Source organism: Citromicrobium sp. JLT1363, from assembly GCF_000186705.1.
Lineage (GTDB): Bacteria > Pseudomonadota > Alphaproteobacteria > Sphingomonadales > Sphingomonadaceae > Alteriqipengyuania.
On the sequence record NZ_AEUE01000003.1, the window covers coordinates 319,468 to 337,894 of the forward strand.

Annotated in this window: 27 protein-coding genes; all 27 read left to right on the plus strand. The window is 63.7% G+C overall.

Annotated elements, in window-relative coordinates:
* The first annotated feature begins 11 nt into the window (after positions 1 to 11).
* The 27 genes from rplB to ADAD_RS0106255 all read left to right on the plus strand — a co-directional run bounded on the left by rplB (position 12) and on the right by ADAD_RS0106255 (position 18,309).
* Positions 12 to 848, plus strand: coding sequence for a 50S ribosomal protein L2 (rplB, locus tag ADAD_RS0106125; protein ID WP_010411128.1), 837 nt, complete (start codon positions 12 to 14; stop codon positions 846 to 848).
* An 8-nt stretch (positions 849 to 856) separates the two neighbouring features.
* Positions 857 to 1,132, plus strand: a complete 276-nt coding sequence (gene rpsS / locus ADAD_RS0106130; RefSeq protein ID WP_010234676.1) for a 30S ribosomal protein S19 — start codon at positions 857 to 859, stop codon at positions 1,130 to 1,132.
* Positions 1,132 to 1,509: a 50S ribosomal protein L22 gene (rplV, locus tag ADAD_RS0106135; protein ID WP_010411131.1), complete on the plus strand. Its 378-nt coding sequence runs from the start codon at positions 1,132 to 1,134 to the stop codon at positions 1,507 to 1,509. Before rpsS ends, rplV begins: the two co-directional genes overlap by 1 nt.
* A 1-nt stretch (position 1,510) precedes the next feature.
* Positions 1,511 to 2,206 carry a 30S ribosomal protein S3 gene (gene rpsC, locus ADAD_RS0106140; RefSeq protein WP_010411134.1) on the plus strand — a complete coding sequence of 232 codons (696 nt, stop codon included), beginning with the start codon at positions 1,511 to 1,513 and terminating at the stop codon, positions 2,204 to 2,206.
* Positions 2,207 to 2,227: 21 nt separating this feature from the next.
* Complete coding sequence (gene rplP, locus ADAD_RS0106145; RefSeq protein WP_010411135.1) at positions 2,228 to 2,665, plus strand: 50S ribosomal protein L16; 438 nt, start codon at positions 2,228 to 2,230, stop codon at positions 2,663 to 2,665.
* Positions 2,662 to 2,877 carry a 50S ribosomal protein L29 gene (gene rpmC / locus ADAD_RS0106150; RefSeq protein WP_010411136.1) on the plus strand — a complete coding sequence of 72 codons (216 nt, stop codon included), beginning with the start codon at positions 2,662 to 2,664 and terminating at the stop codon, positions 2,875 to 2,877. Before rplP ends, rpmC begins: the two co-directional genes overlap by 4 nt.
* A gap of 10 nt (positions 2,878 to 2,887) precedes the next feature.
* Positions 2,888 to 3,190: a 30S ribosomal protein S17 gene (gene rpsQ / locus ADAD_RS0106155; protein ID WP_010411137.1), complete on the plus strand. Its 303-nt coding sequence runs from the start codon at positions 2,888 to 2,890 to the stop codon at positions 3,188 to 3,190.
* A gap of 61 nt (positions 3,191 to 3,251) precedes the next feature.
* Positions 3,252 to 3,620 carry a 50S ribosomal protein L14 gene (gene rplN / locus ADAD_RS0106160; protein WP_010411138.1) on the plus strand — a complete coding sequence of 123 codons (369 nt, stop codon included), beginning with the start codon at positions 3,252 to 3,254 and terminating at the stop codon, positions 3,618 to 3,620.
* Positions 3,620 to 3,940 (plus strand): 50S ribosomal protein L24, encoded by a 321-nt coding sequence (gene rplX / locus ADAD_RS0106165; protein WP_029139948.1) that lies wholly within the window; start codon positions 3,620 to 3,622, stop codon positions 3,938 to 3,940. Before rplN ends, rplX begins: the two co-directional genes overlap by 1 nt.
* Positions 3,933 to 4,517: a 50S ribosomal protein L5 gene (gene rplE / locus ADAD_RS0106170; protein WP_010411143.1), complete on the plus strand. Its 585-nt coding sequence runs from the start codon at positions 3,933 to 3,935 to the stop codon at positions 4,515 to 4,517. The genes rplX and rplE overlap by 8 nt, the downstream gene beginning before the upstream one ends.
* 43 nt (positions 4,518 to 4,560) lie before the next feature.
* Positions 4,561 to 4,866: a 30S ribosomal protein S14 gene (rpsN, locus tag ADAD_RS0106175; RefSeq protein ID WP_010411145.1), complete on the plus strand. Its 306-nt coding sequence runs from the start codon at positions 4,561 to 4,563 to the stop codon at positions 4,864 to 4,866.
* A gap of 10 nt (positions 4,867 to 4,876) precedes the next feature.
* A complete protein-coding gene (gene rpsH, locus ADAD_RS0106180; protein WP_010411147.1) occupies positions 4,877 to 5,272 on the plus strand; it encodes a 30S ribosomal protein S8 in 396 nt (131 codons plus the stop codon).
* The gene (gene rplF, locus ADAD_RS0106185; protein WP_010411148.1) at positions 5,272 to 5,805 is read left to right on the plus strand and encodes a 50S ribosomal protein L6; all 534 of its coding nucleotides are present in this window, start codon (positions 5,272 to 5,274) and stop codon (positions 5,803 to 5,805) included. The genes rpsH and rplF overlap by 1 nt, the downstream gene beginning before the upstream one ends.
* Before the next feature lies 1 nt (position 5,806).
* Positions 5,807 to 6,151, plus strand: coding sequence for a 50S ribosomal protein L18 (rplR, locus tag ADAD_RS0106190; RefSeq protein WP_010411158.1), 345 nt, complete (start codon positions 5,807 to 5,809; stop codon positions 6,149 to 6,151).
* Complete coding sequence (rpsE, locus tag ADAD_RS0106195) at positions 6,151 to 7,017, plus strand: 30S ribosomal protein S5 (protein ID WP_010411161.1); 867 nt, start codon at positions 6,151 to 6,153, stop codon at positions 7,015 to 7,017. The genes rplR and rpsE overlap by 1 nt, the downstream gene beginning before the upstream one ends.
* Positions 7,018 to 7,023: 6 nt before the next feature.
* A complete protein-coding gene (gene rpmD / locus ADAD_RS0106200; RefSeq protein ID WP_010411163.1) occupies positions 7,024 to 7,203 on the plus strand; it encodes a 50S ribosomal protein L30 in 180 nt (59 codons plus the stop codon).
* 96 nt (positions 7,204 to 7,299) lie between these two features.
* A complete protein-coding gene (gene rplO, locus ADAD_RS0106205; RefSeq protein WP_010411166.1) occupies positions 7,300 to 7,800 on the plus strand; it encodes a 50S ribosomal protein L15 in 501 nt (166 codons plus the stop codon).
* A gap of 106 nt (positions 7,801 to 7,906) precedes the next feature.
* Positions 7,907 to 9,271, plus strand: coding sequence for a preprotein translocase subunit SecY (gene secY / locus ADAD_RS0106210; protein WP_010411170.1), 1,365 nt, complete (start codon positions 7,907 to 7,909; stop codon positions 9,269 to 9,271).
* A gap of 75 nt (positions 9,272 to 9,346) precedes the next feature.
* Complete coding sequence (locus tag ADAD_RS0106215) at positions 9,347 to 9,994, plus strand: adenylate kinase (RefSeq protein ID WP_010411172.1); 648 nt, start codon at positions 9,347 to 9,349, stop codon at positions 9,992 to 9,994.
* A 69-nt stretch (positions 9,995 to 10,063) separates the two neighbouring features.
* On the plus strand, positions 10,064 to 10,750 hold the full coding sequence (locus tag ADAD_RS0106220) for a hypothetical protein (protein ID WP_010411175.1): 687 nt from the start codon (positions 10,064 to 10,066) through the stop codon (positions 10,748 to 10,750).
* A gap of 376 nt (positions 10,751 to 11,126) precedes the next feature.
* Positions 11,127 to 11,495, plus strand: a complete 369-nt coding sequence (rpsM, locus tag ADAD_RS0106225; protein ID WP_010411178.1) for a 30S ribosomal protein S13 — start codon at positions 11,127 to 11,129, stop codon at positions 11,493 to 11,495.
* Between the two features lie 60 nt (positions 11,496 to 11,555).
* A complete protein-coding gene (rpsK, locus tag ADAD_RS0106230; protein WP_010411181.1) occupies positions 11,556 to 11,945 on the plus strand; it encodes a 30S ribosomal protein S11 in 390 nt (129 codons plus the stop codon).
* Between the two features lie 119 nt (positions 11,946 to 12,064).
* Positions 12,065 to 13,123, plus strand: a complete 1,059-nt coding sequence (locus ADAD_RS0106235; protein ID WP_010411184.1) for a DNA-directed RNA polymerase subunit alpha — start codon at positions 12,065 to 12,067, stop codon at positions 13,121 to 13,123.
* Between the two features lie 100 nt (positions 13,124 to 13,223).
* Positions 13,224 to 13,646, plus strand: coding sequence for a 50S ribosomal protein L17 (gene rplQ / locus ADAD_RS0106240; RefSeq protein WP_010411186.1), 423 nt, complete (start codon positions 13,224 to 13,226; stop codon positions 13,644 to 13,646).
* 89 nt (positions 13,647 to 13,735) lie between these two features.
* The gene (locus ADAD_RS0106245; protein WP_029139949.1) at positions 13,736 to 15,175 is read left to right on the plus strand and encodes a serine hydrolase domain-containing protein; all 1,440 of its coding nucleotides are present in this window, start codon (positions 13,736 to 13,738) and stop codon (positions 15,173 to 15,175) included.
* Positions 15,176 to 15,247: 72 nt separating this feature from the next.
* Positions 15,248 to 17,398, plus strand: a complete 2,151-nt coding sequence (locus tag ADAD_RS0106250) for a prolyl oligopeptidase family serine peptidase (RefSeq protein WP_010411193.1) — start codon at positions 15,248 to 15,250, stop codon at positions 17,396 to 17,398.
* Between the two features lie 362 nt (positions 17,399 to 17,760).
* Positions 17,761 to 18,309: a hypothetical protein gene (locus tag ADAD_RS0106255; RefSeq protein WP_010411196.1), complete on the plus strand. Its 549-nt coding sequence runs from the start codon at positions 17,761 to 17,763 to the stop codon at positions 18,307 to 18,309.
* Positions 18,310 to 18,427: the final 118 nt, after the last annotated feature.

The following is an 18,427-nucleotide window of genomic DNA, read 5'->3' on the forward strand; positions in this document are numbered from 1 at the left end:
AGGACGGAACCATGGCACTCAAGAACTACAAACCGACCAGCCCGGCCCGTCGTGGCCTGATCCTGGTCGACAAGTCCGGGCTCTACAAGGGTTCGCCGGTCAAGACGCTTACCGAAGGCAAGCGCAAGACGGGCGGTCGCAACAACAAGGGCCACGTCACCAGTCGCGGGATCGCGGGCGGTCACAAGCAGAAGTATCGTTACATCGACTTCAAGCGCCGCAAGTGGGACGTCGAAGGCACTGTTGAGCGGATCGAGTACGATCCCAACCGCACCGCCTTCATCGCGCTTATCAAGTATGCCGACGAAGAGCTGGCCTACATCATCGCGCCGCAGCGGCTTGCCGTTGGCGACAAGGTGGTGGCTGGCGAACGCGTCGACACCAAGCCGGGCAACGCGATGCCGCTGGGCAACATGCCGGTCGGCACCATCATCCACAACGTGGAGATGAAGCCGGGCAAGGGCGGGCAGATCGCGCGTTCGGCAGGTGCCTACGTGCAGCTGGTCGGTCGCGACCGCGGCATGGTGATCGTGCGCCTCAACTCGGGCGAGCAGCGTTACCTGCGCGCCGATTGCATGGGTACGGTTGGCGCGGTGTCGAACCCCGACAACCAGAACCAGAACTTCGGCAAGGCCGGTCGCACCCGCTGGAAGGGCCGCCGTCCGCTGACCCGCGGTGTCGCAAAGAACCCGGTCGATCACCCCCACGGCGGTGGTGAAGGCAAGACCAGCGGTGGCCGCCATCCGGTGACCCCGTGGGGCAAGCCGACCAAGGGCGCCCGCACCCGCAAGAACAAGCAGACGGACAAGATGATCATCCGTTCGCGCCACGCGAAGAAGAAGAGGTAATCGCAGCAATGGCACGTTCCGTTTGGAAAGGTCCGTTTGTGGAACTCAGCCTTCTCAAGAAGGCAGAGGATGCACAGGAAAAGGCCAGCACCGCGCCGATCAAGACCTGGTCGCGCCGCTCCACCATCCTGCCGCAGTTCGTTGGGCTGACGTTCAACGTCTACAACGGCCACAAGTTTATCCCGGTCTCCGTCTCCGAAGAGATGGTCGGTCACAAGCTCGGTGAATTCGCGCCCACGCGCACCTTCCCGGGCCATGCTGCCGACAAGAAAGGCAAGCGCTGATGAGCAAGCAGAAAGCTCCGCGCCGCGTCGCCGATAACGAGGCGCTGGCCGTCGGCACCACGATCCGTGGGTCGGCCCAGAAGCTGAACCTCGTTGCCGAGCTGATCCGCGGCAAGAAGGCCGAAGAGGCGATGAACATCCTCGCCTTTTCGAAGAAGGCGATGGCCAAGGATGCGAGCAAGGTGCTCGCGTCGGCAATCGCCAATGCCGAGAACAACCACGATCTCGACGTCGACTCGCTGGTCGTCGCCGAAGCAAGCGTGGGCAAGTCGATCACCATGAAGCGGTTCATGACGCGCGGTCGCGGCAAGTCGACCCGCATCCTGAAGCCCTTCAGCCGCCTGCGCATTGTCGTGCGCGAAGTCGAGGAAGCGTAAGATGGGTCAGAAGAGCAATCCGATCGGTCTGCGCCTGCAGATCAACCGCACCTGGGACAGCCGCTGGTACGCCGAAGGGCGCGACTATGCCAAGCTGCTCAAGGAAGACATCGAGATCCGCAAGCACATCGTCGACTCGCTGCCGCAGGCCGCGATCTCGAAGGTCGTGATCGAGCGTCCGGCCAAGCTGTGCCGCATCTCCATCTTCGCCGCCCGCCCCGGTGTCATCATCGGCAAGAAGGGCGCGGATATCGAGAAGCTGCGTTCCAAGCTCGCCGGCATGACCGAGAGCGAAGTGAAGCTGAACATCGTCGAGATCCGCAAGCCGGAAGTCGATGCCAAGCTCGTCGCGCAGGGCATTGCCGATCAGCTGGTGCGCCGTGTGGCCTTCCGCCGTGCGATGAAGCGCGCCGTGCAGTCTGCGCTGCGTCTGGGTGCCGAAGGCATCAAGATCGTTTGCGGCGGCCGTCTCGGCGGTGCGGAAATCGCCCGCGTGGAATGGTACCGCGAAGGCCGCGTTCCGCTCCACACGCTGCGTGCCAATGTCGACTATGCCGAAGCCGAAGCGCTGACCGCATACGGTATCATCGGTATCAAGTGCTGGATCTTCAAAGGCGAAATCCTTGCGCATGATCCGACCGCGCAGGATCGCCTGATGATGGAGGCACAGACCTCCGGCGTGCGTCCGGCGCGCTGATTGCAGGATTAGGAAAGAACCATGCTGCAACCCAAACGAACCAAGTATCGCAAGGCCTTCAAGGGCAAGATCCATGGCAATGCCAAGGGCGGTACCGAACTGAACTTCGGCTCCTACGGACTGAAGGCGATGGAACCCGAGCGGATCACCGCCCGCCAGATCGAGGCCGCGCGCCGTGCGATCACGCGCCACATGAAGCGCCAGGGGCGCCTGTGGATCCGCGTGTTCCCGGATGTGCCGGTGTCGAAGAAGCCTGCGGAAGTCCGGCAGGGTAAGGGCAAGGGCTCGGTCGAATACTGGGCCGCCCGCGTGAAGCCGGGCCGCATCCTGTTCGAACTCGACGGCGTGTCGGGTCCGCTCGCCGCGGAAGCGTTCGAGCGTGCCGCGATGAAGCTGCCGATCAAGACAAAGGTGGTGGCGCGTCTTGGTGACCAATCCCACCTGAAAGGCGAAAAGTGAGCAACACCGAAGACCTTCGCCAGAAGAGCGACGACCAGCTGACCGCCGAGCTCACCGAGCTCAAGCGCGAGGCGTTCAACCTGCGCTTTCAGGCCGCGACCAACCAGCTGGAGCGTCCCGCTCGCGTGCAGGAAGTCCGCCGCACGATCGCGCGCATCAAGACGCTGCAGAACGAGCGCACCCGCGCCGCTGCCGCGAAAAGCAAGGCGTAAGGAGTAGACTATGCCCAAGCGTATCCTTATCGGGACGGTCACTTCTACCAAGACCGACAAGACGGTGACCGTGCTGGTCGAGCGTAAGGTGAAGCACCCGCTCTACGGCAAGATCATCCGCCGCTCGAAGAAGTACCACGCCCACGACGAGAAGAACGAGTACGAACTCGGCGACATCGTGCGGATCGAGGAAACCAAGCCGATCTCGAAGACCAAGACCTGGGCCGTGAAGGACCGGGTCGTCTCGGGCGGCGTGCAGGCGGTCGAAGCCAATCTGGACGTGGCGGAAGCCACTCCCGGTACGGCAGACTAAGTTAGACGTTAAAGGAACTGCCAGACTGGTTCTGGCAAGCCATTGAGAAGGAACCGGATCGATGATCCAGATGCAGTCCAATCTCGACGTCGCGGATAACAGCGGCGCAAAGCGCGTCCAGTGCATCAAGGTGCTGGGCGGCTCCAAGCGCCGTTTCGCGAGTGTCGGGGACGTGATCGTGGTTTCCGTGAAGGAAGCCCAGCCGCGTGCCAAAGTGAAGAAGGGCGACGTTCACCGCGCGGTGATCGTACGCACGAAGAAGGATGTCCGCCGCCCCGATGGCAGCGTGATCCGCTTCGATTCCAACGCGGCCGTACTCGTGAACAAGAGCGAAGAGCCGATCGGCACCCGTATCTTCGGCCCGGTGGTGCGCGAACTGCGCGGCCGCGGCTTCATGAAGATCATCTCGCTCGCACCGGAGGTGCTGTAATGGGCATGGCGAAGATCAAGAAGGGCGACAATGTCGTCGTGCTTTCGGGCAAGGACAAGGGCAAGACCGGTACGGTCGCCAAGGTCCTGCCGAAGGACGGCAAGGTCGTGGTGGAAGGCGTCAACATGATCGCCCGTCACCGCAAGCCCTCGCAAGCGAACCCGCAGGGCGGCATCGATCGCTACGAAGCGCCGATGCACATCGCCAAGGTGGCGGTTGCCGACCCCAAGGACGGCGCGCCGACCCGCGTGCGTATCGAAGAACGCGACGGCAAGAAGGTGCGCGTTGCGGTCAAGTCCGGAGAGACAATCGATGGCTGATTATACCCCCCGCATGAAGGCCCGCTACGACGAGCAGATCGTCAAGGCGATGACCGAGAAGTTCGGCTACAAGAACCGTCTCGAAGTGCCCCGGCTCGAAAAGATCACGCTCAACATGGGCGTTGGCGAGGCGAGCCAGGACAAGAAGAAGGTTCAGACCGCAGCCGAGGAAATGGCGCTGATCGCGGGCCAGAAGCCCGTCATCACCAAGGCCAAGAAGTCCATCGCGCAGTTCAAGCTGCGTGAAGGCATGCCGATCGGCTGCAAGGTGACGCTGCGGCGTGACCGGATGTACGAATTCCTCGATCGTCTGGTGACGGTCGCGATGCCGCGCATCCGCGACTTCCGTGGTCTCAACCCGAAGAGCTTCGATGGCCGTGGCAACTACGCCATGGGTCTGAAGGAGCAGATCATCTTCCCCGAGATTTCCTACGACCAGATCGAGAAGGTCCGGGGCATGGATATCATCGTGACCACCACCGCGAAGACCGACGAGGAAGCACGCGAACTGCTGCGCCTGTTCGGTTTCCCGTTCCCGGCCGAAGCAAAGGTCGACGAAGAGAAGGAAGCGGCGTGAGCCGTTTCCCGATGACGCAAGAAACGAAGAGAGCTTAAGTCCAATGGCGAAACTGAGTTCCATCAACAAGAACGAGAAGCGCAAGGCTCTCGTCAAGAAGTACGCGGACAAGTACGCGAAGCTGAAGGCGATTGCCGACGATACGTCGCTCGACGAAAGCGAGCGTCTGATCGCGCGCCTCAAGATGGCTGAAATTCCGCGCAACGCGAACCCGACCCGGGTGCGCAACCGCTGTTCCACCACGGGCCGCCCGCGCGGCTACTACCGCAAGTTCGGCATCAACCGCATCGAGCTGCGGAATCTGGGCAACAAGGGCCTGATTCCCGGCCTGACCAAGTCGAGCTGGTGAGGATTAGACCATGGCGATGACCGATCCCCTGGGTGATATGCTCACCCGTATCCGCAACGGCCAGCAGGCGAAGAAGGACTCCGTCCTCAGCCCTGCCTCCAAGCTGCGTGCAAACGTTCTCGAAGTGCTTCAGCGCGAAGGCTACATCCGTGGCTACAGCGAAGACGAGAGCGGCAAGCACAAGGCGCTGCGGATCGAACTGAAATATTTCGAAGGCGAACCTGCGATCAAGCATGTCGCCCGCGTGTCCAAGCCGGGACGGCGCATCTATTCGGCCAGCCGCGAGCTGCCGACGGTGCGCAACGGCCTTGGCATCACCATCGTCTCGACGCCGCGCGGCGTGCTCTCGGATGCCGAAGCGCGCAGCCAGAACGTCGGCGGCGAAGTGCTGGCGGAGGTGTTCTGATGAGTCGCATCGGCAAACGTCCGGTCGCGATCCCGAGCGGGGTCGAGGCCAAGATCGATAACGGCATCCTGTCGGTGAAGGGCCCCAAGGGCACTCTCACCATGGGTCTGTCCGATCTCGTGTCCTACAAGCTGGAAGACGGCCAGATCGCGGTCGACCCGGTCAACGACACCAAGCCTGCGCGCAGCCACTGGGGCATGCAGCGCACGATGGTGTCCAACCTGGTCGAAGGCGTGACGGAAGGCTTTTCCAAGACGCTGCAGATTTCCGGTGTCGGTTATCGTGCGCAGGCACAGGGCAAGAAGCTGAAGCTTCAGCTCGGCTATTCGCATGATGTCGATCTCGATGTGCCCGAAGGCCTGAAGGTGGAAACGCCCGATCAGACCACGGTCATCATCAGCGGTATCGACAAGCAGTCCGTTGGCCAGTTCGCCGCCGAAATCCGCCGCTGGCGCAAGCCCGAACCCTACAAGGGCAAGGGTATCAAGTACCAGGGCGAGTACATCTTCCGCAAGGAAGGGAAGAAGAAGTAAGATGGCAAAGCTTTCTCTCTTTGAACGCCGCCGCCAGCGCGTCCGCACTGCGCTGCGCAAGAATGCCGGTGGCAAGCCGCGCCTGTCGGTCCACCGCACGGGCAAGCACATCTACGCACAGATCATCGACGATGCGGCGGGCAAGACGCTCGCCAGCGCATCGACGCTGGGCGTGAAGGGCACGACCGCGAATATCGACGCCGCCAAGACGGTCGGCTCGAACATCGCCGACGCCGCCAAGAAGGCGGGTGTGACCAATGTCGTGTTCGACCGCGGCGGGTTCCTGTTTCATGGCCGCGTGAAGGCGCTGGCCGATGCCGCCCGCGAAGGCGGGCTGGAGTTCTGATGATGGCTGACGAAAAGAACGAAAACACCGAACAGACGCCCGAGCAGGCGCCCGGCGTTCCCGAAACGCCCGAGGTCGCCAAGGCGAAGGCCGAATCCGGTGTTGCCGAAGCGGAAACCGAGCACGCGGTGACGAAGGAAGAACCGGCAATCGCCGACACGCCTTCCGAAGCGGCCGACAACCAGAGCCCCGCGCAGGGTGCCGAAGGCCAGCCGCGCGAGCGTCAGGGCCGTGGTGGCCGGGACAATCGCGGTGGCGGTGATCGTGGTGGACGCGGCCGTGGCCGTGGTCGCGATGATCGTCGTGGCAAGCGCGAGGAAGAAGACGACGGCATCATCGAGAAGCTGGTGCACATCAACCGCGTTTCGAAGACGGTGAAGGGCGGTAAGCGCTTCGGTTTCGCCGCTCTCGTGGTGGTTGGTGACGGCCAGGGCCGCGTTGGCTTCGGCCACGGCAAGGCCCGCGAAGTGCCCGAGGCGATCAGCAAGGCTTCGGCCGCTGCACGCAAGCAGATGATCCGCGTTGCGCTGAAGGAAGGCCGCACGCTGCACCACGACGGCAAGGGCCGTTTCGGTGCCGGCAAGGTGACCGTGCGTACCGCGCCTCCGGGTACCGGCATCATCGCCGGTGGTCCGATGCGCGCCGTGTTCGAAAGCCTGGGCGTGTCCGACGTCGTGACCAAGTCGGTCGGTACGTCGAACCCCTACAACATGATCCGCGCGACCTTCGCCGCGCTCCAGAACCAGAGCTCGCCCAAGTCGGTGGCTCAGCGTCGGGGCAAGAAGGTTGCCGATCTGCTCGCACGTGGCAATCCGGGCGCGAGTGAAGCCGAAGCCGAGGCGGATGCCGCGGCGGTAGTGGAGTAATCACCGATGGCCAAGATCAAGCTCAAGCAGATCGGTTCGCCCATCCGGCGCCCCGAATCGCAGAAGAAGATCCTCGTCGGCCTGGGCCTGGGCAAGATGCACCGGGTGGTCGAACTGGAAGATACCCCCGAAGTGCGCGGCGCGATCGCAAAGCTGCCGCACATGGTCGAGGTGGTGGAGGGCTAAGTCCCTCTGCAACAACAATTGACGGCGGCGGCCCGCTCATAGTAGCGGGCCGCTTCCATTTTTATCAGCGCGAAGAAAAGCGAAAGCGAGTGCACCATGGCATTTAAACTGAACGATATCCGCGACAACGAAGGCGCCCGTCACCGCAAGATGCGCGTGGGCCGGGGCATCGGTTCGGGCAAGGGCAAGACCGCGGCACGCGGCCAGAAGGGCCAGAAGAGCCGTGAAGGCGTTGCCATCAAGGGCTTCGAAGGCGGCCAGATGCCGCTGCACATGCGGATCCCGAAGCGCGGCTTCAACAATCCCTTCGCCAAGGACTATGCCGAAGTGAACATCGGCATGGTGCAGAAGTTCATCGACGCCAAGAAGCTCGATGCCAAGAAGAACATCGACCACGCAGCGCTCAAGGCCGCGGGCCTCGCGCGTGGCGGCAAGGACGGCGTGCGTCTGCTGGCCAAGGGCGAGCTGACCACCAAGGCGACCTTCAAGGTTGCCGGCGCCAGCAAGGGCGCCATCGAAGCGGTCGAGAAGGCCGGCGGCAAGGTGGAAGTCCTTGCGCCGAAGAAGCCTGCCAAGGCCGACGAAAAGGCCGACTGACACGCATTTGGATGCGGGGGGTTCGACAAGGGCCGACCCGCATCCTATCTACTGCGCGACGGGGGCGGCCGCGGGCCGCCGACAAATGCAGGATCGATAATTCCCCATGGCATCACGCGCCGATAATCTCGCGTCCAACCTCAGCTTGGCGAACTTCTCCAAGGCGACCGAGCTGCGCCAGCGGATCTGGTTCACGATCATTGCGCTGATCGTGTTCCGCTTCCTCAGCTTCGTTCCGCTGCCGGGCGTCAACCCGCAGATCCTGGGCGACCTGTACGACCAGACGCGCGGCGGCGTGCTGGACCTGTTCAACACCTTCTCGGGCGGCAGCCTGGAGCGGATGAGCCTCATCGCGCTCGGTGTGATGCCCTACATCACCGCCTCCATCGTGGTGCAGATGGCCTCCGCCCTGCACCCGACGCTGATGGCGCTGAAGAAGGAAGGCGCGACCGGGCGCCAGAAGCTCAACCAGTACACCCGCTACGGCACCGTGTTCCTGTGCGTGATCCAGGGCTACTTCCTCGCCACCGGGCTTGAAAGCTACGGCGCGCAGAGCGGTCTGCAGGCGGTCGTCGACCCGGGCATCATGTTCCGCATCGGCGCGGTCGTCAGCCTGGTCGGCGGCACCATGCTGCTGCTGTGGATCGGTGAACAGATCACCGCGCGCGGGATCGGCAACGGCGTCTCGCTGATCATCATGGCCGGCATCGTCGCCCAGTTCCCCAGCTTTGCGAGCAACATGTTCGAAGGCGGACGCACCGGAGCGATCGGCCCGGGCATCATCATCGGCTTCATCGTGATGATCGTCGGGCTTATCCTGTTCATCAGCTTCATGGAGCGCGCGCAGCGCCGCCTGCTGATTCAGTATCCCAAGCGCGCGACGCAGCGCGGCATGATGCAGGCGGACCGCAGCCACCTGCCGCTCAAGATCAACACTTCGGGCGTGATCCCGCCGATCTTCGCGAGTTCGCTGCTGCTGCTGCCGCTTACGATCAGCCAGTTCGCAGGCAATTCGGTCGATCCGGACAGCACGCTGGGCAGCACGATCAACACGCTGAACTTCTACCTCCAGCACGGGCAGCCGATCTACATGCTGCTGTATGCCGCGCTGATCGTGTTCTTCTGCTTCTTCTACACCGCGGTTGTGTTCAACCCGGAAGAGACTGCGGAAAACCTCAAGAAAAATGGCGGGTTCATCCCCGGCATCCGCCCCGGCAAGCGCACCTCGGAATATCTCGACTACGTGCTTACGCGTATCACCGTGGTGGGCGCCGCCTACCTCACGCTGGTCTGCGTGCTGCCCGAATACATGATCGCGCAGACGGGGATTCCCCTGTTCCTGGGCGGTACCAGTCTGCTGATCGTCGTGAACGTCACGGTCGATACGATCAGCCAGATTCAGTCGCACCTGCTGGCCCACCAGTATGGGGACCTTATCAAGAAGGCGAAGCTGAAGGGCCGGGTGCGATAGCGCCACGCCGATGCGCGGGCGAGGGGAGGGTACCCCTTGCCAGCGACGCGCCAGGGCTTCAGGGGGACACGCGCTATGAACATCATTCTTCTCGGACCTCCCGGCGCAGGGAAGGGCACACAGGCCCAGCGGCTCGTCGAACAGTATGGCATGCGCCAGCTTTCGACCGGCGACATGCTGCGCGCCGCCGTCAAGGCACAGACCGAAGTCGGCAAGCAGGCCAAGGCGATCATGGATGCAGGCGGGCTTGTGTCCGACGATATCGTGTCCTCGCTGATCGACGACGAGCTCGCCGCCATGGATCACGACACCGGGGCGATCTTCGATGGCTACCCGCGCACGCGGCAACAGGCCGAACAGCTCGAGGTGCTGCTGGCAAAGCATGACCGCAAGCTGGACCGGGTGATCGAACTGAAGGTGGACGAGGAGGCGCTGGTCGACCGGATCACCGGGCGATATACCTGTGCAAAGTGTGGCGAAGGCTATCACGACCGCCACAAGCAGCCAGAAGTGCCCGGCAAGTGCGACAAGTGCGGGAGCACCGAGTTCAAGCGCCGCCCGGACGACAACGAGGAAACGGTCCGTCACCGGATGAGCGTCTACCGCTCCGAAACCGCGCCGATCCTGCCCTACTATGATGAGCGAAGCCTTGTTTCGCGGATCGATGGCATGGGCTCCATCGAAGAGGTTTCGGCCAGTATCGACGCCCTGCTGGAGCGCTGACGATACGCGCTGGCGGTTTCCTTCGGCGCGCACCCGTGGAATAGCGGGCGCATGAAGAGGACCCACTGCATGACCCGATCGCTTTTCCGCGCCGCTCTGGCCGCGGGCGCAGCCCTCGCTTTCGCGCTGCCCGCGCAGGCCGAGGTAACCGAGAGTTCCGATTCGCATTTCGTCACGCGCCACGCGGTGGAGATTGCGGCGCAGCCCGGGGACGCATGGCTCGCACTGATCGCACCGGCCGACTGGTGGGCGGACAGCCACACCTGGTCCGCCGATGCCGCCAACCTCACGCTGACGCCGCGGGCGGGGGCGTGCTTTTGCGAGGTGATTCCGGCCGAAGACGATGGCGATACCGCCGGGCTTGAAGGCAGCGCCCAGCACATGACGGTGGTGCAGGCGGTGCCGCGCAAGGTGCTGCGCATGCGCGGCGCGCTCGGCCCGCTGCAGAGCGAGCCGGTCGATGGGGTTCTGACGATCACCATGCAGGCAATCGAGGGGGAGGATGGCGAGACCATCGGCACCCGGATGGTGTGGGAATATGTCGTCGGAGGAACGATGCGCTTCGAAGTCGCTGAGATATCCAAGGCGGTCGATGGCGTGATAGGCCAGCAGGCGCTGGGGCTCGCCGAAGCTTTGGGCGGGGTGATCGCCGAAGAGGAAGAGGGTGAGGAGCCAAGCGCTTTCGACAGCGCCTTCGGCCCAACCGACGAGGAAAGCGAGGAAACCCCGGTCACCGGCCTTCCCGAAGGACGCTGAACCGGCCCGGATCCCGCGTCCCGAATCGGGCCGGATGAGCGGCGACTGGGAAAAACGGCACGCACGGGTTTTGACACCGTGCGTCTCGGAGGGTAAAATCGCCGATGTCGGATGATGAAGCGCAGCCATATCGCTGGCATGCGCGATTATTCGCGCGTGGCTGTTGACGCTGCGTGTCCATGCGCTTATGTGCGCCGTTCGTCCGACCCAATGCATGCCAGCATCAATGACGTTTCACCGGCCTGGTCTCGCTGCCTGCCGGTTTTCGTCAGTCACCAATGGTGGTGCCGCGACGGGTCGATGAAACCGCGATGAGATAGGGATGGTGCCTTGCCGCAAGGCTGGCGGTCGATCCCTGTGGAGCATGGAGAAGTAAGTGGCACGTATTGCCGGGGTCAACATCCCCACCAACAAGCGCGTAATTATTGCGCTCACCTATATTCACGGAATCGGTCGTACGACTGCGGTTCAGATCGCCGACAAGCTCGGCATTGATCACAAGGCCCGCGTGCAGGATCTCACCGACGAGGAAATCCTGCGCATCCGTGAGACGATCGACGAAGAGCACACGGTGGAAGGCGACCTGCGTCGCCAGACCGCGATGAACATCAAGCGTCTGATGGACCTTCGTTCCTATCGCGGCCTGCGCCATCGTGCCGGTCTGCCCGTTCGCGGCCAGCGCACGCACACCAATGCGCGCACCCGCAAGGGCAAGGCGAAGCCCATCGCCGGCAAGAAGAAGTAAGCGCTGATCCAGCGCTTACCTCGTCTCTCTTCAGTCTTTCTTCCTTAAGGGGAACTACCAATGGCACGCGAACCAGGCCGCGTTAGGCGCCGCGAGCGGAAAAACATCTCCAGCGGCGTTGCGCACGTGAACGCCAGCTTCAACAACACCATGATCACCATCACCGATGCGCAGGGCAATGCGATCAGCTGGTCCAGCGCCGGGATGATGGGCTTCAAGGGCAGCCGCAAGTCGACTCCCTACGCCGCGCAGGTCGCGGCGGACGATGCCGGCAAGAAGGCCGCCGAACATGGCGTTCGTACGCTGGAAGTCGAAGTGAAGGGCCCCGGCTCGGGCCGCGAAAGCGCGCTGCGTGCACTGCAGGCGGTCGGCTTCACCATCACCTCGATCCGTGATGTCACGCCGATCCCGCACAACGGGGTTCGCCCGTCGAAACGGCGCCGCGTCTGATCCTGCCCGGCGGGGGGAACTGTTTCCCGCCGCCACCCATTTTCGGGCCGGTCGCGCTTCTTCCCCCGCCTGCAAGAAGCGCCCGGCTCCAGCCGATCTTGAAATCCTAGGGGACATCCATGGCCGTCAACACCAAGAACTGGCAGGAACTTAAGAAACCCACGTCGCTGGAGCTCAAGGACTCCGGCAGCGACAAGAAGCGCAAGGCGACCTTCGTGGCCGAGCCGCTCGAGCGCGGCTTCGGCCTGACGCTCGGCAATGCGCTGCGCCGCGTCCTGCTTTCCAGCCTGCAGGGTGCCGCGATCACCTCGATCAAGATCGAGAATGTCCTGCACGAATTCAGCTCGCTTGCCGGCGTGCGCGAAGACGTGACCGACATCGTCCTCAACGTGAAGCAGATCGCGCTGAAGATGGAAGGCGAAGGCCCCAAGCGCCTGCAGCTTTCCGCGACCGGCCCGGGCGCCGTCAAGGCGGGCGACATTGCCGTTTCCGGCGATATCGAGATCATGAACAAGGATCTGGTGATCTGCCAGCTGGACGAAGGCGCCACGCTGAACATGGAACTGACCGCGGATGTCGGGAAGGGCTATGTCGCCGCGGTGCAGAACCGCCCGGCGGATGCGCCGATCGGCCTGATCCCGGTCGATTCGCTCTACTCGCCGATCAAGCAGGTGAGCTACAAGGTCGAGAACGCCCGTGTCGGCCAGGAACTGGACTACGACAAGCTGAACCTGACCATCGAAACCGACGGTACGGTCACTCCCGAGGACGCCGTGGCCTACGCTGCGCGCATCCTGCAGGACCAGCTGACCCTGTTCGTCCACTTCGAAGATGGCATTCCGCAGCCTTCCAGCCCGATGATCGGGATGGCTGCAGAACCGCAGGAATCGGATGCCAACCAGCTCAACCGCTACCTTCTCAAGAAGGTCGACGAGCTGGAGCTTTCGGTGCGTTCGGCCAACTGCCTCAAGAACGACAACATCATCTACATCGGCGATCTGGTCCAGAAGACCGAAGCCGAGATGCTGCGCACGCCGAACTTCGGCCGCAAGTCGCTCAACGAGATCAAGGAAGTGCTTTCCAGCATGGGCCTGCGCCTCGGGATGGACATCCCGGGCTGGCCGCCGGAGAACATCGAGGAAATGGCCAAGAAGCTCGAACAGGAGCTGCTCGGCTAATTGGGCCTGCGGGCTCAAGAACGGGGTGGGGCCGGACCCGCAAATTCCGGCCCGTATCGGGCTACCTCATACGGGCCCCCTACGAACGAAGGACTAGAATATGCGTCACGGACTTTCGCAGCGTAAGCTGAGCCGCAAGTCGGGTCACCGCACCGCCATGTTCCGCAACATGTCGGCCGCCCTCATCAAGCACGAGCAGATCCTCACCACGCTTCCCAAGGCGAAGGAACTGCGCCCCTACGTTGAAAAGCTGGTGACGCTGGCGAAGCGTGGCGGGCTGTCCAACCGTCGCCTCGCAATGGGCCGTCTCCAGGACGAGACTCAGCTCAAGAAGCTGTTCGACGTTCTGGCAGAGCGCTATTCCGACCGTCAGGGCGGCTATGTCCGCATCATCAAGGCGGGCTACCGCGCATCGGACAGCGCACAGCTGGCGATCATCGAATTCGTCGACCGTGACGAAGACGCCAAGGGTCAGGATAGCGGCCCGGTGATGACGGACGAAGACGAATACGAAGACGCCTGATCGCAAGGCGCGTTTCGAACGGATTGAAAGGGCCGGGGGTGATCCTCCGGCCCTTTTCTTTTGCGCGCAAGCTGGCACACTCGCGCGCCATGATCCGCACCAGCCTAGCCGCACTCGCGGCGCTCGCCCTGCCAGCATCGCTCTCGGCACAATCGACCACGCAGGACCAGTTCGATGTGCGCTATGATCGCGCGCTGGCGGCGGGCTACAAGGCGCTGTTCCTGTGCAGCGCGCTCGCCAATGCGCAGCGCAACGGGGCCGAACGCACGCCGGAGAGCGTCGAGCAGTGGGAGTTGACCGGGGTCTATCCGCGCATCCAGCCCATCATGGACGAGCTCGAATACACGATCCTCCCCGATGCAGCGGGGCGGGTGGCGCTGGTGCAGGTCGACTGGGCGGACGACATGCCGCCACGCTTCGCCGAGGGCTCTCACGATCAGGGGTGTCGGCTCGCCCCGATCGGCCTCGATGCGCCGATGCCGGAGATGCGCGTGCCGCCCCGGCCTGGCGAAGAGGGGCCAGCGGGCACAGGCAAGGTGCGCAAGGGAGGCGGCCTGACCATCCCGGTCAAGGAGGTCGAAACGCACGGGGGCGCCACTGAAAGCGCGCCCCGTCCGCTCGATCCGGTTATCGATCGCGCGTTTGGCGCAGATTACGGTGAGGGCACCAGGACCACGGCGGTTGTGGTGCGCCACGCGGAAGACCGCAACGGGGTGCTTGGACAGGGCCGCTACGCCCCCGGTTTCGGACCGGACACGCCGCAGCGCACCTGGTCGGTCGCCAAGAGCATCGCAGCCACGCTGATCGGCGCCGCTGTCCAGCGCGGCGAGGCCAAAGTCACCGATACGCTGGCCTATGGTGACTGGCGGTGGGATGCGCGCCGCTCGATCACCATCGACAATCTCCTGCGCATGGCCTCCGGCCGCTACAGCGATACGCCGGGCAACCGCACCGATCCGCTATACATGGGCGGGGCGCTGGTGGAAGAAAGCGCGACTGGCTGGCCGCTGCTCCACCCGCCGGGCACCGTGTTCCGCTACGCCAACAACGACACGCTGATGGCGGTCAAGGCGATCGAGGATACCTTCGACGATTACGATCCGGCGGACCTTTTCGCCGATATCGGGATGACCGGGACCGTCGCAGAGACCGACTGGGGGACCGACTACATCCTTTCCAGCCAGGTGTGGGCAACCGCAGAGGATCTCGCCAAGCTGGGACAGCTCTACCTCGACGATGGCGTGACGCGGGACGGCAAGCGTCTGCTGCCGGAGAACTGGCGCGATTATGTTTCCACGCCATCCGGCCCGCAACCGGGTAACGGCTTCGGCTACGGCGCGTCGTGGTGGCTATTCAACGTCCATCAAGGCATTCCCGCCGATACCATCGCGGCGATGGGCAATCGCGGCCAGTTCGTGGTTGTCGTGCCCAGCCGCGATATCGTGATCGTGCGCCGGGGCGAAGACCCGGTTGGCAGCCGGTTCGATATTGTCGCCTTCACTCGCGACGTGCTCGCCTCGATCCCGTGAGTTGCACGGTCCCACCGGCGAACTAGATATATTCGCACGATTTTTCCCAAGCCCCAGACACAAGAGGTTCCCATGTTCCGCAACAGCCTTCTCGCCGGTGCCGCCAGCGTGCTCGTCGCCAGTGCCGCCCCCGCGATCGCGCAGGGCCAGGACCTTACCGCGCCCGAATATCCCGAAACCCGCGCCGGCGATGTCGTCGACACGCAGTTCGGCGTGGATGTCGCCGATCCCTATCGCTGGCTCGAAAACGACGTCCGCGTGGACGAGGAGGTGGCCGACTGGGTCGAGCGTCAGAACGCCGTCACCAACGCCTTCCTTGCCCAGCTGCCGGGCCGTGAGGCGCTGAAGGAGCGCATCACCCAGCTGACCGACTACGAACGCTTCGGCCTGCCCACGAGCAAGGGCGGGCACTATTTCTACACCCGGAATGACGGGCTGCAGAACCAGAGCGTGCTTTACGTACGTGACGGGCTGGATGGGGAGCCGCGCGAGCTGATCGACCCCAACGAGTGGGCAGACGACGGCGCCACCGCGCTGGCCGACTACGCCATCACCGATGACGGCTCGAAGCTGCTTTACGCGATCCAGGATGGCGGCAGCGACTGGCGCACGGTCAAGGTGATGGATGTGGCCACGGGCGCGGTGCTGGAAGACACGGTCGAGTGGGTGAAGTTCTCCAACCTCGACTGGGCGAAGGATGGCAGCGGCTTCTATTACAGCCGCTTCCCCGCCACCGGCGAGGGCGAGACCTTCCAGGCGCTCAACACCAATCAGCAGGTCTATTTCCACAAGCTGGGCACCGAGCAGGGCGAGGATCGCCTGATCTACGAGACGCCGGACCAGCCCGAACTCAACCATACCGCGCAGGTGAGCGACGATGGCCGCTGGCTTGTCGTGACGAGCTCCAGCGGAACGGATGAACGCTACGAGATCAACCTGATCGATCTGGAGCGGCCCGAAGCGGAGCCGCTGCTGCTCGTTCCCGGGTTCGACCACGACTACACGTTCGTTGGCAATCTCGGCCAGAAGTTCTTCTTCACCACCAATGACGGCGCGCCGCTGATGAAGGTGGTTTCCGTCGATATCAGTGCGCCCCAGCAGGGTTGGACGACAGTCATTCCCGAACGTGAGGAAACGCTGGGCGGGGCCTCGCTGGTCGGTCGCAAGCTGATCGCCAGCTACCTTGTCGATGCCAAGAGCAAGATCGAGGTGTTCGGGCTCGACGGTACGCCTCAGGGCGAGGTCGCGCTGCCCGGTATCGGCAGCGCAGGCGGCTTCGGCGGCGATCCGGACGAGACCGAAACCTTCTACGCCTTCTCCAGCTACAACCGGCCCACGACCGTCTATCGCTACGATGTGGCCAGCGGAGAGAGCACCGTGTGGGCGCAGCCCGAAGTGGCGTTCGATCCGGACAATTTCGTGGTGGAACAGAAGTTCTACACCTCGAAGGATGGCACGCGCGTGCCGATGTTCCTCGTGCGCAGCCGCGAGGTTGCGGAAAGCGGAGAGGCAGCACCCACGCTGCTCTACGGCTATGGCGGGTTCAACGTCAGCCTGACCCCGGGCTTCAGCCCTTCGCGCCTTGCGTGGATCGAAGCGGGCGGTGCCTATGCCGTTGCGAACATCCGTGGCGGCGGCGAATACGGCAAGGCCTGGCACGACGCCGGGCGGCTCGACAACAAGCAGAACGTGTTCGACGATTTCATCGCCGCGGGCGAGTATCTGATCGACCAGGGTATCACGCCCGAGGATGGCCTGGCGATACAGGGTGGGTCCAACGGCGGTCTGCTGGTCGGCGCGGTTGCCAACCAGCGGCCGGACCTGTTCGCGGCGGGCAACGCGGCCGTCGGCGTGATGGACATGCTGCGCTTCAACCAGTTCACCGCCGGGCGCTACTGGGTGGACGATTACGGCTACCCCGACAGGGAAGACGATTTCCGCACGCTGCTGGCGTATTCTCCGTACCATAATGTGCGCGACGGGGAGGATTACCCTGCGCTGCTCGTCACCACTGCGGATACCGACGACCGCGTGGTGCCGGGTCACAGCTTCAAATACACCGCCGCGCTGCAGGCGGCGGATCTGGGAGAGCGGCCGCAGCTGATCCGGATCGAGACGCGGGCGGGCCACGGCTCTGGCAAGCCGACCGACAAGGCAATCGAGGAGGCATCGGACATCCTCGCCTTCCTCGCGGCCTTCACCGGGCTCGATCTGAGCGAATAGGGTGTCCGGGCGGCGGAGCGATCGTTTCGCCGCCCGCAGCGCCAGCTCGTCCGACCGGCGGTAACGGGCCATCAGGATGGTTAACGATTCGGGTCGCGCGCTCAGTGCAACGGGCCGGAACTGGCTGAACAATGGCTGTCGGGTGGGTCTTGCCGGGCCACACCTGACGGCGGGCCGAACCATGATCGATTGGCGTCAGGGCGCGGAAAACCGGGCTAAATCGCCACATCCGACTTGTTCAGGTTTGTCGCCATTTGTATGAACGGCGGCTTTCCCCGCAATTCAGTCCCACCTCACGGCGCTCCTCCTAGAACAACAGGCGTTCGGGCAATGGAGCTCGGCACCACAGTGAGGAGACCCCCATGCAAAGCTTCACCAAGGCCGCCCTGTGCACCGCTGCTGCCGGCGCCATGGCCTTCACCTCCGCCGCCCCTGCCGAAGCCCAGCGCTACAGGGACCGCGACAATGACGGGATCAGTGCGGGCGAAGTCATCGCCGGTGCGCTGATCATCGGTGGTATCGCCGCGATCGCCTCGGCTTCCAACAAAGACCGCGATCGCTATCGGGATAACCGCTATCGCGACAACTACTATCGTTCCAACGGCAATCCGCGCCGCGCGATCAACAAGTGTGTCCGCGTTGCCGAGAACCAGGCGCGCCGCGCAGGCTATCGCTTCGCCAATGTCGTCGACATCAACCGGGTGCGCGATACGCGCCGTGGCTGGAACATCACCGGCCGGATCGAGGTCGATGGTGCACGCGGCTATCGCGACCAGCGTCGCGGCTACCGCGATTACGACCGGCGCGGCTATAACCGTCGCGGGGACACCGGCCGCTTCAGCTGCCAGATCCGTCGCGGACGCGTCGTCGATGTCGACTATCGCGGCATCCGTGGCCTGAACCGCATCTAACCGACGGTTTCGTCGCGCTCTTGCCGGAAACCGGCGGGGCGACAGGGGAAGGCGGTTCAGCCCCATGACAGGGCTGGCCGCCTACTCGCGTGCAGCTTCTTTTTATGGAAAGAACACC

Excerpts from the sequence above, each read along its gene's own strand:
- ADAD_RS0106235 (WP_010411184.1), top strand. The coding sequence starts at position 12,065 with ATGGCCGTCAACACCAAGAACTGGCAGGAACTTAAGAAACCCACGTCG.
- rplQ (WP_010411186.1), top strand. The coding sequence starts at position 13,224 with ATGCGTCACGGACTTTCGCAGCGTAAGCTGAGCCGCAAGTCGGGTCAC.
- rplE (WP_010411143.1), top strand. The coding sequence starts at position 3,933 with ATGGCTGATTATACCCCCCGCATGAAGGCCCGCTACGACGAGCAGATC.
- rpsK (WP_010411181.1), top strand. The coding sequence starts at position 11,556 with ATGGCACGCGAACCAGGCCGCGTTAGGCGCCGCGAGCGGAAAAACATC.
- rpsH (WP_010411147.1), top strand. The coding sequence starts at position 4,877 with ATGGCGATGACCGATCCCCTGGGTGATATGCTCACCCGTATCCGCAAC.
- rplV (WP_010411131.1), top strand. The coding sequence starts at position 1,132 with ATGAGCAAGCAGAAAGCTCCGCGCCGCGTCGCCGATAACGAGGCGCTG.
- rpsS (WP_010234676.1), top strand. The coding sequence starts at position 857 with ATGGCACGTTCCGTTTGGAAAGGTCCGTTTGTGGAACTCAGCCTTCTC.
- rplP (WP_010411135.1), top strand. The coding sequence starts at position 2,228 with ATGCTGCAACCCAAACGAACCAAGTATCGCAAGGCCTTCAAGGGCAAG.
- ADAD_RS0106255 (WP_010411196.1), top strand. The coding sequence starts at position 17,761 with ATGCAAAGCTTCACCAAGGCCGCCCTGTGCACCGCTGCTGCCGGCGCC.
- rplF (WP_010411148.1), top strand. The coding sequence starts at position 5,272 with ATGAGTCGCATCGGCAAACGTCCGGTCGCGATCCCGAGCGGGGTCGAG.
- rplX (WP_029139948.1), top strand. The coding sequence starts at position 3,620 with ATGGGCATGGCGAAGATCAAGAAGGGCGACAATGTCGTCGTGCTTTCG.
- rpsQ (WP_010411137.1), top strand. The coding sequence starts at position 2,888 with ATGCCCAAGCGTATCCTTATCGGGACGGTCACTTCTACCAAGACCGAC.
- rplR (WP_010411158.1), top strand. The coding sequence starts at position 5,807 with ATGGCAAAGCTTTCTCTCTTTGAACGCCGCCGCCAGCGCGTCCGCACT.
- rplN (WP_010411138.1), top strand. The coding sequence starts at position 3,252 with ATGATCCAGATGCAGTCCAATCTCGACGTCGCGGATAACAGCGGCGCA.
- rpsC (WP_010411134.1), top strand. The coding sequence starts at position 1,511 with ATGGGTCAGAAGAGCAATCCGATCGGTCTGCGCCTGCAGATCAACCGC.
- ADAD_RS0106215 (WP_010411172.1), top strand. The coding sequence starts at position 9,347 with ATGAACATCATTCTTCTCGGACCTCCCGGCGCAGGGAAGGGCACACAG.
- rpmD (WP_010411163.1), top strand. The coding sequence starts at position 7,024 with ATGGCCAAGATCAAGCTCAAGCAGATCGGTTCGCCCATCCGGCGCCCC.
- rplO (WP_010411166.1), top strand. The coding sequence starts at position 7,300 with ATGGCATTTAAACTGAACGATATCCGCGACAACGAAGGCGCCCGTCAC.
- rpsN (WP_010411145.1), top strand. The coding sequence starts at position 4,561 with ATGGCGAAACTGAGTTCCATCAACAAGAACGAGAAGCGCAAGGCTCTC.
- secY (WP_010411170.1), top strand. The coding sequence starts at position 7,907 with ATGGCATCACGCGCCGATAATCTCGCGTCCAACCTCAGCTTGGCGAAC.
- ADAD_RS0106220 (WP_010411175.1), top strand. The coding sequence starts at position 10,064 with ATGACCCGATCGCTTTTCCGCGCCGCTCTGGCCGCGGGCGCAGCCCTC.
- ADAD_RS0106245 (WP_029139949.1), top strand. The coding sequence starts at position 13,736 with ATGATCCGCACCAGCCTAGCCGCACTCGCGGCGCTCGCCCTGCCAGCA.
- ADAD_RS0106250 (WP_010411193.1), top strand. The coding sequence starts at position 15,248 with ATGTTCCGCAACAGCCTTCTCGCCGGTGCCGCCAGCGTGCTCGTCGCC.
- rplB (WP_010411128.1), top strand. The coding sequence starts at position 12 with ATGGCACTCAAGAACTACAAACCGACCAGCCCGGCCCGTCGTGGCCTG.
- rpsE (WP_010411161.1), top strand. The coding sequence starts at position 6,151 with ATGATGGCTGACGAAAAGAACGAAAACACCGAACAGACGCCCGAGCAG.